The following is a 15768-nucleotide window of genomic DNA, read 5'->3' on the forward strand; positions in this document are numbered from 1 at the left end:
TACAGATAAAGCATACGGCTCGATTGTATTTAGAAAAGGTTCTGTCGGTTCAGTTCCAACGAATGCCACAGTTGTTGACACCTCATTTATTGCCGGATATGTAGGGCGTTCAGGTAATACCACAGGTTCAGCGACCTCCGATTGGGTGGCAAGTTTAATCACTGGCACTGCACCGAATTTGTTGTTAAGTAATGTTACTAGCACTTCACCTGGAAACTTTGCTAGTCAGCCGCTAAATCACATAGGGGATACTAACTTTGCTCCTCCTACTGATATCAATTACGCCATTTCAACTGCTACCCCGACTGTAACTGAAGGTGATAGTGGTAGCCAAACTGTCACTTTCACCATTATTCGTAGTGGCAATACTAGCATTGCTAATACTTTAAATTATGCCCTGGATGGCACGGCAACTTTTAGCAGTGATTACAATACTATTAAAGTTGCAGGTGTTACAAGTGGTGTATCTGGAACTATAATCTTTGCTGCTGGGGAAACAACAAAGACTATTACATTAAACGTTCTGGGTGAAAAGGTCACTGAACTTGATGAAACTATTAATCTGACGCTGAGTCACCCGAACCACCCAGATCCTATTACTAATCCAGCTACAGTTACCATAGTTAACAATGATAATCCACCGACTATCTCCATCGTCAATGATAGTGGTGCTGAAGATAGCGGCAATCTTGTTTTTATTGTCAAACTCTCTAATGCCAGCGTTCACCCGATTACAGTCGATTACAACACTAGTAATGATGATGCGATCGCTGGCGTTGATTACACCCCAGTCACAGGAACTCTAACTTTCAACCCCGGAGTCACTAGTCAAACAATTACAGTGCCAATTCTCGACGACTTTGTTGCCGAATCCAGTGAAAGCTTTTTTGTCAATCTTACAAATCCTACGAACGCCAGCATTGCTGATAACCAAGCTATTGGTACTATTACTGACAACGACAAAGCGGGTATTACTATCTCTCCTGCCAATGCACTTGTAACTACCGAAGCTGGTGGCACTGATAGCTTCAGTATTCAACTCACTAGCCAACCCACTGCCGATGTCACCATAGGTTTGAGTAGTTCCAAAGTTAGTGAAGGTACTATTTCAGTTTCTAGCGTGACATTTACCGCAGCTGACTGGAATATAGCCCAAACCATCACAGTTACAGGTGTTGATGATGGTGTTGTAGATGATAATATTGCTTACAAAATTATTACTGCTAAAGCTGTTAGTAGTGATGCCAAATACGTTATCAATCCTGCTGATATTGATGTCGTTAACATTAAAAGTGGCAACCAAGTTAATAGCATTATCACAGGTTCACCCTTGGCTAATAACTTACAGGGAACTAGCTCAGACGAACTTATTTTTGGCTTTGCTGGTAATGACATTATTGTTGGTGGAGGAGGAAACGATCGCATTTATGGCGGTTTTGGTATTGATAATCTCACAGGTGGTATAGGTAATGATGTCTTTGTGATTGTCCAAGGTGAAGGTAGAGATACAATCAAAGATTTCAACATTAATGAAGATTTGATTGCTTTATCAAGTGGTATAAGCTATTCAAATTTGTCTATTACTCAGAGCAATAATGATACTTTGATTAAGATTGGAACCGTAAGTCTTGCTTTGTTAACTGGAATTACGCCATCCGATTTAAACGCTAGTCATTTCACTACTTACTAGTGCTTCATTGCATTAATTTTTAGGGTTTCAAGATCCCCGACTTATTCAAAAAGTCGGGGATATGGCCATACCTAAGAAGTTAAACCATACACTATTTATCTATTTTTCACCCAAAAAAATTACATTATATTTAATGGATCTACATCTATTGTCAAACTCACAGATTGGGGACAAAGCGATCGCACTTCTTCCCAATCTGGCAATTGTGGCAATGCATCAGGGGCAAATTTAATCAATATCTGCCAGCGATAACGATTAGCTACCCGTAAAATACTCGCTGGTGCTGGGCCTAATATCTCGAATTCTTCTTCTGTACTTAAAGCTGTGGCAATGATTTGTGCGGTATTTTGCACTTGAATGGGATCGAGACTACTTAAGCGCAATAAAATTAACCGCCCATAAGGGGGATAATTGAGGGCTTGGCGTTGTTCTAACTCAGCTTGGGAGAAAGAGTGATAATCGTGCGATCGCACTGCCGCAATTACCTGATGTTCTGTAGTGTAAGTTTGTACAATCACTCTCCCCGGATCATCGCCTCTCCCAGCACGTCCAGCGACTTGAGTCAAGGTTTGAAATGCCCGTTCACTGGCGCGATAATCTGATAAATTTAGCAATCCATCGGCGGCGACAACACCCACAAGTGTCACCTGTGGTAAATCCAAACCTTTGGTGAGCATTTGCGTACCCACTAATAAATCCGCTTCGCCGTTGGCAAACTGGGTGAGTAGAGTCCGGTGTGAGCCTTTGTTACGGGTGGTATCGCTATCAAAACGAATCAAGCGTAACTCTGGAAACTGTCGCGCTAATTCCTGCGTGACTCGCTGAGTACCGCTACCGAAAAATTTCAGGTAAGGGGAACTACAATCGGGGCAGAATTTGGGGTGCGATCGCGCATAGTTACAATAATGGCAGCGCAATAATTCCGGCGCTTTTTCTTCGGTGTGGTGGTACGCCAGCGAAACGTCACAGTGCGGACATTCCAACACATATCCACAACTGCGACAAGAGACAAAGGTACTGTGTCCCCGACGATGGATAAATAAAATTCCCTGTTGTTTTCTCTCTTGTAACTGTTGCAAAGCTTCTTGCAGCGATCTACTAAATATAGAACGATTTCCCTGCTGTAACTCTTGCCGCATATCGACTATTTCCACAGGCGGTAAAGGGCGAGAATTGATGCGTTCGGGCAAACTTAAATAATGAGTGCTGAGTGCTGTTAGCGGTAGCGGGGCGTTTAGCCCGTGCTGAGTGCTGAGTGAGGAGTGAGGAGTTAGGAATTCTCCCCCTGCCCCCCTGCTCCCCTGCCTCCCCACGCTTACCCAAGTTTCCAACGAAGGCGTGGCGGAACCTAGCAATAAGGGGCAATTTTCTAATTCGGCCCGCCATTTGGCGACAGTGCGGGCATGGTAAGTAGGTATGGGTGAGTCTTGCTTAAAGCTGCTGTCGTGTTCTTCATCTAAAATAATTAAACCCAAGTTGGGCAAAGGCGCGAAAACGGCGCTGCGCGTACCAATGACAACTTGGGGTTCTCCGGTGAGCATAAGCCGCCAAGTGTCGTAACGTTCACCGTCGGAGAGGGCACTGTGATAAACGCTGACTTTATTGCCGAAACGGGCGCGAAAACGATCGGTTAGCTGGGGTGTGAGTCCAATTTCGGGGACTAAAACGAGGGCAGATTTGCCTTGGTTAAGAAGAGGTGCGATCGCTTGCAAATATACTTCGGTTTTCCCTGAACCTGTCACCCCATGCAATAAAACTTCCGCAAATCCATCGAGTGTCTGGATTGTCGCTAAGGCGCTAGCTTGAGCAATAGTTAAGGATTTAGCGCCATCGCCTGCTAATGCTGGGCCCTGTTCGGTTCGCAATACTTCCCGTTCTTCGATGACAATGTAACCCTTTTGTGTCAACGTCTTGAGGATTGAAGAACTAGCATTGCAAATTTGCAGTAATTCATTTTGCCACAACTCGCCATTATGCCGCCGCAGAACTTCCAAAATCTCTCTTTGACGAGTAGTTAAGTCGCTATCGATTGTACCTGTGAGCGTAACTGCTTTTTGCAGCTTTGGTCGGGTCAGACGTGGTGGTTCTAAGTAGCTTTCTACTAAACCGAATCGCAGCAGTTCCCGAATTCCCCGATAGGCAGATTTAACTTTTTGTTGAAGGTAGGCGAAACTATAATCCCCCGCAGGCTGCCCTTGTAAAAGTTCCCAAACTTGCCGCGCAGTAGGAGTTAAAAAAGCTAAAGGATCGGGAGATGCTAGCAAATAACTACTTCCCCCTGCCCCTCCTTTGACAAGGCGAATACGACGCTGCGATCGCCCCAGCAACCCTGGTGGTAGAGCAACCCGGATTACTTGAATCAAAGGCGTATAGTAATATGCAGCAACTCGATTGAGTAATTCCCAATAAGCACTTGGGAAAAATCCAACGCTGACTATATCTTCTACTTCTCGGATTTTTTCTGGTGCTAAATCGATATTTGGTTGTGCAAGTAACCGAATTGCGATCGCTCCTAATTGTTGTGCCCCAAATGGCACACTTAAAATATCCCCTGGTTTTATTTCTAACTGGGCTGGCAATCGATAAGTAAATAATCCTGTACTTCCTGGACAGTCTACCAGTACTTCAACCCACCTATTAAGAATTGCACCTGACTTGTATGATTCACTCGGTTCACTCACCGCTAAAGGAGATAAATTTATGTCATTTATATACATACTTGCTGATTTTATAATTAAATATTTTTTCACATAACTGGTCAAAATCAACCTAGCTAAACTTTAGTTTTTTGCTTTCTTAAATTTAAATAGTATTTATCAATACTGTTATTCTTCATAATACTTGATAAGTTTCCTCTTATGTAATCTACTAGACAAATTCGTATCAACTATACATGCAATAAATATTTTGTACCCACTATACAAATAAAAGCATGTCGGCACTTGCTGTAACGGTTGCTCTATCTACTAAATAGGGAGTAGCCTTTTTCCGCCTATCGGTAGATATTAAACCCTTTCTGTATATGAGATGCTTTTATACAAGTAAGATCATACTGAAATTAAGCTGCAATTATTATAATTTGTATCATCTGGGTAATTTGAAAATGGTAATTCATAACTGCACACCAGGTTTTGAATTTATCCAGTGGCTTCCAATACCTAAACAGAAAAATATATATTTATAAAAATATATGAAAGTTTAAGAGATTTGGATGGTTAGCTGAGATTTTTATGCTTGTTCAGGTTGAGAAAGTTTGAGGGGGGTTTGACATATTCGGTAATTAAGAAAAAAATGAAGAATATAATCTGTTGGAAGCCTAAGAAGAAAGTTGTGTTGGGTGCTAAGGTTAGTTTCGTTATAGGTTGTATCTAACTGTAACCCAAGGTTGTAGGTAGATACAGATTTTTATTCTTGAATAGAAATTAGCAGAAATTTCTATTTTGCTATATAAACGGGTGCATTCGTCCATTAGGGAAAACTACCAAGCCTCAAACGAGTAGCTGAAACTAAATTATGTACCAAACAAAACAACAATCCCTAAAAGAAACTATGAATATTGTTGAATTGGAAACAATGGAAATACTGGATAATACTGCTGATATTGAAGAACCATTACTCGATATTTTAGATGCAGGGGTAGATGAAGAACCTTCAATTGTAGTAGAAAATCTGGAATCAGATGAACGCGATGGCGATCAAATGGCGGCGGCCCGTCCTTCGGGATACAATAAAACCGAGCATGATGATGCTGTTGGCGCATTTTTTAAAGAAATGGCGCGTTATCCGCTTCTAAAGGCTGATGAAGAGGTGGAGTTAGCGCGGCGAGTTAGGTTTCTAGAAGAAATTAGGGAATTACAAGCTGCTTTAAACTTAAAACTAGGACAGGAACCTACCAAACTAGAAGTAGCTTCCGAGTTAGAAATGACCGAAAAGCAACTAGAAAATCGCTTGTATCAAGGTAGAGTAGCGAAACGCAAAATGATTCGCTCTAACTTGAGATTAGTAGTTTCTATTGCCAAAAGATATTTAAATAGGGGAGTACCTTTTCTGGATTTAATTCAGGAAGGAGCAATGGGTTTAAATCGCGCTACAGAAAAGTTTGATCCCGATAAAGGATATAAGTTTTCTACCTACGCCTATTGGTGGATTAGACAAGCGATTACAAGAGCTATAGCTAACGATGCTCGGACAATTCGGCTACCGATTCATATTGTTGAAAAGCTTAACAAGCTAAAAAAAGCCCAACGGGAACTCAAACAAAAACTCTGTCGTAATCCTACCGAAGGTGAAATGGCAGAATCTTTGGAAATTAGCGTACAACAACTACGCCAGCTACAACAGCTACGCCGTCAAGCGCTGTCTCTCAATCACCGCGTCGGTAAAGAAGAAGACACGGAATTGATGGATTTACTAGAAGATGAAGATAACCTGTCTCCAGAAGCAAAAATGAATGAAAACATGATGCGTCAGGAGATTTGGGAAGTTTTAGGTGACGTTTTAACTCCACGGGAGAAAGATGTGATTTCTCTGCGCTATGGTTTGACAACTAGCGAACCTTGCACCCTAGAAGAAGTTGGCAATATGTTCAATCTTTCGCGTGAGCGAGTGCGTCAAATTCAAAGCAAAGCGATGCGAAAATTGCGCCGTCCTCACATAGCTAAACGCTTAAAAGGTTGGTTAGTTTAGTTACATTTCTGAAGATAGAGATGCAATCCCTGACTTAATTAGCTCCACCAACGAATATAGATCAAATAAAGTGCAAAACTTTAAATTTCGTCGGGGAGCCAATGCGTTGCGGAGATTCCCGACGCTCGATAGCGTAGCATTAGCGAGGAACGAGCGCCTGACTCGCTCTAAGGGCGTACTCATGCTATAGGTAGCGTCTCATAAGAGAAGCTATGCCGTAGGCTTTACGCCGTGCTATCCGTTGTAGCAACTAGCGTTGTGTTACCACGTAGCGTAACGCAGCATTATCAATTGTAGCTGTGTTAGGACAAATGTTCATAACACACCTTACAAAATTTGCTCTTTATTAAATCCACATTTCTAGTGAATTTAGAGAGCTTCTATCTATATATTCCTTGAGCCTTCATCTATCAACATCTACAAAAACCGGGCATTCTGTACCTTAGTCAGTATTCAAAAAAAAATGCACAGTTACCTATAGACTATGGAGTATCAACTATGGACTATAGACTAATGACTACGTGTAGTAATTTGATTGTGCGTTTTGCTGAACCAACTGATTACAGCGCACTGTTTAAATTAATTCAGGGGCTAGCTGAGTATGAAAAATTATCTCATGCTGTCACTGGCGATGCTTTGGCACTTAAAGAGCATTTATTCGGTTCGCACAAATATATAGAAGCGATTTTAGCAGAATCTACCAATCAAGCTGTTGGCTTTGCCCTATTTTTTCATAATTATTCAACATTTTTGACCAAGCCAGGGATTTATCTAGAAGACTTATTTGTTTTACCAGAATATCGTAGACAAGGTATTGGTAAGGCTCTCATTAGTAAAGTAGCCCAGATAGCTGTAGAACGTGATTGTGGGCGTTTAGAGTGGAGTGTGTTGGATTGGAATGAACCAGCTAAAGAATTCTATCGCAGTATGGGAGCATCTATATTAGATGATTGGCGAATTTGCCGTGTTACAGAAGACGCGCTTACTCAATTAGGAACTGTTAAATAAAAAATAAAGGATGAAATATAAAATATGAATTAGAATAATTTTGTTATTGAATATTTCATCCTAAAATGGGTATTATTTCTCAGCTATAAAATATTAAATTTATTATATAAAAAATTCTATTTTCATCATCAGTGTAAATCAAAAGCAGTTTGTCGCTAGATATGGCTCTGTCTAAAAAATTAAAAATTAAAAAACTTTAAAGCGAAGTTTGACAGTATGTCATTTGACTATAAGAGCGGCTCAACTGACAATTATGGAGGATATTGTACCGAATAAGCCCTTATTGTAGGGAGAACACGAAATGAAAAAACTGGTTACACTTATGTTGTTAGGCATAGCTATCTTCACCTTTGCCTTCAGCAATCCAGCTTTGGCAGGAGATGCTGCTAGTGGAGCTAAAGTATTTAGTGCTAATTGTGCTTCTTGTCACGCAGGAGGTAAGAATCTGGTTCAAGCTAATAAAAACTTGAAGAAGGATGCTTTGGAGAAGTATGGTTTGTACTCAGCAGAGGCGATTATTTCTCAAGTTACAAATGGTAAAAATGCTATGCCTGCTTTCGGCAAACGTTTGAAAGCTGAACAGATTGAAAATGTAGCTGCTTATGTGCTTTCACAAGCAGATAAGGACTGGAAGTAGACTAACATCTAACTTCAAAAATTAACAATTAGCGGGATAAAAGCCCCGCTAATTTTAGAGTTGAGAAAATTTTCAAATAGGATGCTTATACTAATTTTGGATTAAGAGTCTTAATAAAAAGACTGTTCCAAGAATATCAAACAATACTATCCTAATTTGGTGCTATGGGTAATTTCTGGCGATTACTTGTCAGTGTAATCATTGCTTTTTTTCTGACTTTTTCTACTCTATCCGCACATTCAGCACCCGCTTCTATTACCCAAACTACAGCGATTGATTTCTTGGAGTTTGGTGTAGATAAGATACAGCATGGTAATTACCAGGAAGCAATAGAGAATTTCAATCGGGCGATCGCACTTGAGAAAGATTTTGCTGTAGCTTATAGCGATCGCTGTCTTGCTTATCTCCAACTACAAGATTACCATCAAGCGATCGCAGATTGTACGCAAGCCATAAATCTTGCACCGGATAACTTTGAGGCTTATCTGAACCGGGGTTTGGCACTCTATAGAGAAGGAGATTATTCAGCTGCGATCGTTGATTATAATCGAGCCGTTGCACTTAAAGCATCCGATTTTCGAGCTTATTACAACCGAGGATTAGCCCGTGCTGCGGATGGGAAAGACTCGGAGGCAATTCTTGACTTTAATTTAGCCCTAACTCAAATTCCCCGGATTACCAGCTTACTGGTTGCAGATATCTACAATGACCGAGGTTTGGCGCATTTTGTCTTGCAAGATATCCAAGCTGCGATGCTCGACTTTAACCTAGCAATTCGCCTCAACCCTAACGATGCTCGAACTTATTTTAACCGGGGTTGTACTTGCGGACGAAACGGAGATAACTTTGGTGCAGTGCGTGATTTTTCCCAAGTTATCAGACTTAATCCCAGTAACGCTCAGGCTTACGTTCATCGGGGAGTAGCTCAGTATCGCTTAGGATACCACTTAGATGCAATGTCTGATTTACAAAAAGCATCTGAGTACTTTGACAATCAAGGAAAGAGAGTTGCTTACCAAAAAACTCTAGATTTGCTGAAGAGTTTGCGACAAAAAATTTCGTCTGTAACGGAAATCGCTCTTTTGTAAGACTGTAAAGACTATATAGGGTATCCACCAGCTTGAAAAATCTGTTCGGGAGTTAAGTTTGATTCGGGGAAAAGAGGTGAGATAATGCGATCGCTACCTTGAAACTGGCTGACTTGGTATTCTCCCTCAATTAAGGTGTAAAGCGAGACAGTTGGTTGTTTAGGGTTGCCGATAAATCGCCTACCGCCTAAAGCCGCATAGTCTACAATCCAGTATTCTGGGATGCCTACAGCCTCATAGTCAGCAGCTTTTTTTAAATAATCATCACGCCAATTACTACTCACCCTTACGGGTTCGTCAGTTGCTTCAACGCGGGGAACCCGCGCAACGCACTGACTCACTACCTCAACTACTAAGGGTATTGATTCCGCCTGGCTTACAGTAGATTCTTTTTTCCATAGAGGTTCGTTTACCAAATTAGGGAGATTTAATATCAGCACATCTGGTGAGTAAGCCGATTCACTTTCAAGTGGTTTTACTAATACTGTTTTCGGGATGCCGTAGCGTAGGCCGATGCGACTATATTCTAGAATAAATTTTTGCACTAAAAATACAATAATCTCTTCATGGTCGCCTGTGGGTTGCGGCATCTCGACTATTACTCCATCATGCAATTCATAACGTTTTCCTGTGTTGTCAGGATATTTAGCAACGAATTCATCAAATGTAACTACTTTGCGTAAGGCTTGAATCATAAATTATTGCCATTTACCTCAATGCTAACGATTATAGAGCGTACTTTAACCGGGGTTGTGCTTGCGGAAAAAAAATAGAGATGACTTTGATATCAGGTTCGGTTAAATACTTATGATATCTGTAGTAGTGCGGCAAGCTTAAAATATTGGGTTCAAAAAATATAGAAAGTCCCAAATAAAACATTACTCAATCCAACAAATTAAGCTTGCCACGCTAGTAGGTTGGGTTGAGGAACGAAACCCAACACGCTGATCCTTGTTTATGTTGGGTTTCACTGCCATTCAACCCAACCTACATTGATAAGTTTTATTATAAGTAATCACCCGAACTTGATATGATATGAGGCTTATTCCCCGGAAAATGTAGGATCGATATTACAAATTTACCGCATCTCTGTAGGTGCGGTAAATATTTGAGTATCTTGTTCTGATATTACTGTTAACTAATAAGACGTAATAGCATTAGAGAGCGATCTGTGACTGGCACAGTTTGAGAGCCTGAAACTAATTTACCTCGATCTAAAAAGCGAGGTTCATTAGTGTCGATTACTATCTCCCATGCCTTGTCTTTAAAGTCATCGGGTAAACCAAACTCAATTAACTCATAGTGAGCGTTAAAAAATAACAGAAAACTTTCATCAATAATCCGCTCACCACGATCGCCTGGAGTAAGAATTCCCTGCCCATTCAAGAAAATCTCCATTACTTTGGCATAACTAATTAGCCACTGCTTCTGAGTCATTTTGCTGCCATCAGCATTAAACCAAGCAATATCATTAATGCCTAAACCGTGGATGGGACGACCTTGAAACCACTTACGTCGGCGGAATACTGGATGCTGATGGCGAAAGTTAATTAGTTCGCGTGTAAAGTCTAGTAAATCCGCGTTCGCTTTGTGCAAATCCCAGTGCCGCCAAGAAATCTCATTATCTTGGCAGTAGACATTATTATTTCCCTTTTGACTACAGCCAATTTCATCCCCCTCTAATAGCATTGGGACACCTTGAGATAGCATTAGGGTTGCTAAAAAGTTTCGTCGTTGCCGTTCGCGCAAACGTAGTACTTCTGGATCGTCGGTTTCACCTTCTGCACCACAATTCCAGGATCTATTATGGCTTTCACCATCTCTATTATCTTCCCCATTTGCATAGTTATGCTTTTCGTTATAACTGACCAAATCATTTAACGTAAAACCATCATGAGCAGTTATAAAATTAATACTTGCATTTGGGTTACGTCCGTTTGTTTGATACAGGTCAGGGCTACCTGTAAAACAGTAAGCAAATTGTCCTAAACTATCATCTACACCACGCCAAAAATCTCTGACTGTATCCCTATATCTTCCATTCCACTCAGACCAACGCAATGGAAAATTCCCGACTTGATAGCCGCCTTCTCCTAAGTCCCAAGGTTCAGCAATTAATTTCACATCTGCTAAGATTGGGTCTTGATGAATAATATCAAAGAAAGCTGATAGGTTATCTACCTCATATAATTCTCGTGCTAGTGCTGAGGCCAAATCAAATCGGAAACCATCTACATGCATTTCTATTACCCAATAGCGCAGGCTATCCATGATTAACTTCAGAACTTGAGCATGACGCACATTCAGAGAGTTACCGCAGCCTGTAAAGTCCATGTAGTAGCGAGGATCATCCTTTACCAAACGGTAATATACAGAATTATCAATACCTCGCAAAGATAGTGTTGGCCCAAAATGATTTCCTTCGCCAGTGTGGTTGTAGACTACATCTAAAATCACTTCAATTCCTGCCAAATGTAGTGCCTTGACCATTTGCTTGAATTCTGTGACTTGTTCTCCCGCAGTCCCACTAGCACTGTAACTAGAATAGGGGGCAAAATAGTTGATGGAATCGTAGCCCCAGTAATTCTTTAATCCTTTATCTTCTAAATGTCCTGGATGAGATAGAAAGTGATGTACTGGCATCAATTCAACTGCTGTAATTCCTAATTGCAGTAAATGTTGAATTGCTGCTGGATGTGCTAACCCTGCATAAGTACCACGCAACTCTTCTGGAATAGCTGGATGTAGTTTAGTAAAACCTTTGACGTGGGTTTCATAAATAATAGTTGTATGCCAAGGTGTAGCAAGCAGTTTATCGCCTTCCCAATCAAAAGATTCATCAATTACAACACACTTGGGCATTATTTTGGCATCGTCTAGTTCAGAAAAAACTAAGTCTTTTCCCTCAGCGTCTAGAGAGTAGCCAAAGACAGATGGATCGTTACTAAATTCACCATCAATTGCCTTAGCGTAGGGGTCAATTAATAGTTTGTTTGGATTAAATCGATGACCTACCTCTGGTGCCCACATCCCATGCACTCTAAACCCATACTTTTGACCTGGGCTAACTCCTGGTAAGTAACCATGCCAAACAAAATTGTTTTTTTCTGTTAAAGGTACGCGAATCTCTTCGTCGTCGTGATCAAATAAACAAAGCTCTACCCCAGTTGCATTTTCCGAAAATAAAGCAAAGTTTGTTCCTTTACCATCCCAACTTGAACCTAAAGGATATACATTCCCTGGCCAGACAGATACATACATAATCCAATTTTAAATAATTACTTTTTTGGCAATTTTAAGTTAGATTGTTTGGAATAATTAGTTAAAATTGTCACTAATATTCAGTTTTTTTAAAGTACTAACACTACAGCTTAACTTGTAAATAAGATTATTTACTCTATCAGTAGTTATATAAATCTCTATTCCTTAAGTCTGAAAATTGAGGCAGACGGCAATAAGCAGGGAGCAGGGAGCAGGGAGCAGGGAGCAGGGAGCAGGGAGCAGGGAACAGGGAACAGGGAGCAGGGAGCAGGGAGCAGGGGGCAGGGGGCAGGGAGCAGGGAGAATTATTTTTCTCCTGCCTTCTGCCTCTTTGTTGAAGGCATAGTCAGCGACTAACTAACAAATCATCAAACTGTAGAAATATGACAGCGTGTCTTTTGACACGATTTTACTATTACAGCAACAATACTACGTAGTAACTGTTTTTACTTGGTGTGAAAGAGAACGTGAAAAAGGATTTTTTGTTGCTGACAGTTGCTTTACCGAGTTTACTGATAGCGTTGCCTAGCTTTGCTGCTGAGAGTGAAATTAAGGAAAGAACTACTGATAAATTAACTGAAGTAATTTCAGATATTCCAAGTTTGAGTGAAATCGGGCTACCTGCTACTAATGCTGAATTATTAACTCAACAATCTGCGCCGAGTGAAGTTGAGCCAGAAACTGAACCAGATGATGCAGATATTTCTATAGAAGCGATCGCAGAACCAGACAACTTACCCCAATCTACACCAACTTACGTAATTGATAAAGAAGAAATTAAAAAGCAGGGCGCTAGCAGTTTAGCCGATATCTTGAAAAGAATGCCTGGTTTTGCAATCAATGATGTCGGTCATGGTGCAGATATTCACACAGGTACATACTACCGGGGAGCCTCAATTAATCAGTCTGTATTTTTGATTAATGGTAGACCAATTAACAATAATGTCAACACTTATCATGGTGGAACTGACTTAAATAGCATTCCTGTAGAAGCGATTGAGCGAGTGGAATTATATAGCGGTACAGCTTCCGCTTTATTTGGTTCCTCAGCTTTTGGGGGAGTTGTGAATATTATCACCAAAGAAGGTTATGGCAAACCTAAATTCAATGCTAGTGCAGAATTTGGCTCATTGAATTTAAATAACCAACAAGTAACTTATGGTGGTTCATCCAATAATGTCAAATACAACTTTAGCTTTGAAAGGTTTTTTACAGACAACCGCTACCGCGTCCCTGTAGGTGCTGCAAATCGTGATGAACAGGGATTTTTATTCAATGCAGACACAGCTACAAGTACCTACTTTGGTAGCATTGGAGTAGATTTAGATCAGAAAAATTCCTTGAATTTAGACGTTACTGCACTCAGCAGTCGTCGCGGTTTAATTTATTTCGGTTTCCCTCTCCAAAGAGATAGATTAGACCACGATGGTTTAAACATTGGTTTATCCTGGAAAACTCGACTAGGTAATGGTGAAAGTTCTAATCTGACAACCTCAATTGGTTATAACCAAGATTATTTCAGCACTTATGGGCCTACAGGAGCATTTTACCGCACCGGAGTTTTAGATACACAACAACTTACAGCTAGGGTAGATCATGAGTGGAAAATTACTTCTAATAATAAATTGCGCTGGGGATTAGATTTGAAAAACACCGATTTAACCGGTGATGTTTTCAGTACAAATCCTAGTAGAGTTGCTAATAACGGAACTCAAGATAGGAGTTTGTTCAATACAGCTTTATTTGCTGTCAATACTTGGAATATTAGCGATAACTTTCTGATAGATTTAGGGTTAAGGCAAACTTTTGACAGCCAGTTTGGAAATTATCTCAACCCTAGTGTGGGATTACGTTATGCCGTCACGCCATTAGTAGCAGTGCGTGGAAGTTGGGCAGGAGCGCAACGCAATCCTGGGTTAGATCAGTTGTATTTTTATGATACAGTTCATGGTTGGGATCCAAATCCTAATTTAAGACCAGAAACTGGTTCTACTTGGAGTGCGGGAGTAGATGTCAATTTTTCTCAAAATCTAATTGGACAGTTTACTTACTTTGGTAGTAGTATAGGCGATCGCTTGGGAGTCACCGCCGGCAGGTGGGAAAACATTGGATTAGTAGATACCAATGGTTTAGAGGTGGCATTGCAATTCAGATTCGCGGCTGGCTGGTCAACTTTCCTCAACTACACTTATACAGATGCTCAAATAAAAACAGGCTCAGATAGAGGTTTACAATTAGGCTTGATTCCCTACTCTGTACTGCAAACTGGCTTAGGTTATGAAAATGCAGGATGGCAGGCTAACTTGTATGTTACTTACAATAGCGGCGCTCGTAGATCCATCTTCGTTAACGCTAGTGACAAAGCTACAGATTTCGCACCATCTTTTGTAAATCTAGATTTGAGCGGGCGTGTACCTTTAGCTAGCAATTTAGGATTGACATTTTACTTAGAAAATTTACTAGGTGAGCAATATGAGCGAGTTAATCGCATTTATAGCCCTGGATTTACTTTTCGTGTAGGTTTAAGCGCTAATTTGTAGGTATCTGCTTTTCTCTCTGCGTTCTCTGTGTCTCTGCGGTTTAAAAGTTATTTATTGAACCACAGAGGCGCAGAGAACGCAGAGAAAAGAGAAGTGTTTTGGTAACTATGCACCGCTATACAACATCGTGCGTTAGGCTAAAGCCGTAACTCTTCCTATTTACAATTCAATATGCTTGGGTTAAGGAACGAAACCCAACATTATCAAAGCTTTGTTGGGTTTCACTTCGTTCAACCCAACCTACGATTCTTCTTAACTATTTAAGATTTACTTTTAATCCAAAATCTAAAATCTAAAATTGCGATGAGAGCCAAAATTGAAAATCAAATACTTTTTATCCACCACGAAGATTTACCAGAGTTTAAGAAGGGTGGTTCAGTGGTGCGGAACTCTTATTTCTGGGCTTTACGTTCAATTGCTGGTAAAGCTTCGCGTTATCGTGATTGGGAATATGAACCGGAGGTTTGGCTAGCACTTTCACGAATGCTTTTGTCTTTTGCTGAATCTGGGTACTTAGGTCTTAGAGAAACTTTGCTGGAGTTTCCTTTCTCTCAAGGAGAAATTCCTAGTTTGCTGCGAGATGTATCTACTTTTGAGTAAGTCAAATTAACTTTTGCTTGCGGAAAACACCAAAATGAGTAAGTCAAACTAACTTTTGAGTAAGTCAAATGAGCTTTTGCTTACGGAAAACACCAAAATGAGTAAGTCAAACTAACTTTTGAGTAAGTCAAATAAGCTTTTGCTTGCGGAAAACACCAAAATGAATAAGTCAAACAAGCTTTTGAGTAAGTCAAATGAGCTTTTGTGAAAGCATTTCAGTATTTTGAGAAAGTAATTAGGTATTTTAAGAAAGCAATT

10 protein-coding genes are annotated in these 15768 nt (G+C 40.4%); 7 read left to right on the forward strand and 3 right to left on the reverse strand.

Translation table 11 applies throughout. The features are described from left to right. The coding region (locus VB732_RS33635; RefSeq protein WP_323235167.1) for a Calx-beta domain-containing protein at positions 1-1690 on the forward strand (1690 nt) is incomplete at its 5' end. Between the two features lie 119 nt (positions 1691-1809). Here the strand turns inward: VB732_RS33635 and priA are convergent. Beyond that, positions 1810-4407 (reverse strand): primosomal protein N', encoded by a 2598-nt coding sequence (gene priA, locus VB732_RS33640; RefSeq protein WP_323235168.1) that lies wholly within the window; start codon positions 4405-4407, stop codon positions 1810-1812. Positions 4408-5203: 796 nt separating this feature from the next. On the opposite strand from priA, the gene VB732_RS33645 reads away from it, so the two are divergent. The 4 genes from VB732_RS33645 (at position 5204) to VB732_RS33660 (ending at position 9109) form a co-directional block, all read left to right on the forward strand. Next, positions 5204-6376: an RpoD/SigA family RNA polymerase sigma factor gene (locus VB732_RS33645; RefSeq protein WP_323235169.1), complete on the forward strand. Its 1173-nt coding sequence runs from the start codon at positions 5204-5206 to the stop codon at positions 6374-6376. Between the two features lie 513 nt (positions 6377-6889). Further along, entirely contained in the window at positions 6890-7384 is a 495-nt protein-coding gene (locus VB732_RS33650) for a GNAT family N-acetyltransferase (RefSeq protein WP_323235170.1), read from the forward strand. Between the two features lie 301 nt (positions 7385-7685). After that, positions 7686-8021 carry a cytochrome c6 PetJ gene (gene petJ, locus VB732_RS33655; RefSeq protein WP_323235171.1) on the forward strand — a complete coding sequence of 112 codons (336 nt, stop codon included), beginning with the start codon at positions 7686-7688 and terminating at the stop codon, positions 8019-8021. Between the two features lie 164 nt (positions 8022-8185). After that, a complete protein-coding gene (locus tag VB732_RS33660) occupies positions 8186-9109 on the forward strand; it encodes a tetratricopeptide repeat protein (protein WP_323235172.1) in 924 nt (307 codons plus the stop codon). A gap of 11 nt (positions 9110-9120) precedes the next feature. Here VB732_RS33660 and VB732_RS33665 read toward each other — a convergent pair whose 3' ends face one another. Together VB732_RS33665 and glgX are read right to left on the reverse strand one after the other, a co-directional pair. Beyond that, complete coding sequence (locus VB732_RS33665) at positions 9121-9804, reverse strand: Uma2 family endonuclease (RefSeq protein WP_323235173.1); 684 nt, start codon at positions 9802-9804, stop codon at positions 9121-9123. A gap of 439 nt (positions 9805-10243) precedes the next feature. Next, a complete protein-coding gene (gene glgX, locus VB732_RS33670) occupies positions 10244-12370 on the reverse strand; it encodes a glycogen debranching protein GlgX (protein WP_323235174.1) in 2127 nt (708 codons plus the stop codon). A gap of 467 nt (positions 12371-12837) precedes the next feature. Here glgX and VB732_RS33675 point away from each other — a divergent pair, with 467 nt between their 5' ends. Both VB732_RS33675 and VB732_RS33680 read left to right on the forward strand, forming a co-directional pair. After that, entirely contained in the window at positions 12838-14910 is a 2073-nt protein-coding gene (locus tag VB732_RS33675) for a TonB-dependent receptor (protein WP_323235175.1), read from the forward strand. 303 nt (positions 14911-15213) lie between these two features. Then, positions 15214-15510, forward strand: coding sequence for a hypothetical protein (locus tag VB732_RS33680; protein WP_094329126.1), 297 nt, complete (start codon positions 15214-15216; stop codon positions 15508-15510). Positions 15511-15768 lie beyond the last annotated feature (258 nt).

It is taken from the genome of Nostoc sp. UHCC 0252 (assembly GCF_034931145.1).
Taxonomy (GTDB): Bacteria; Cyanobacteriota; Cyanobacteriia; order Cyanobacteriales; family Nostocaceae; genus Nostoc.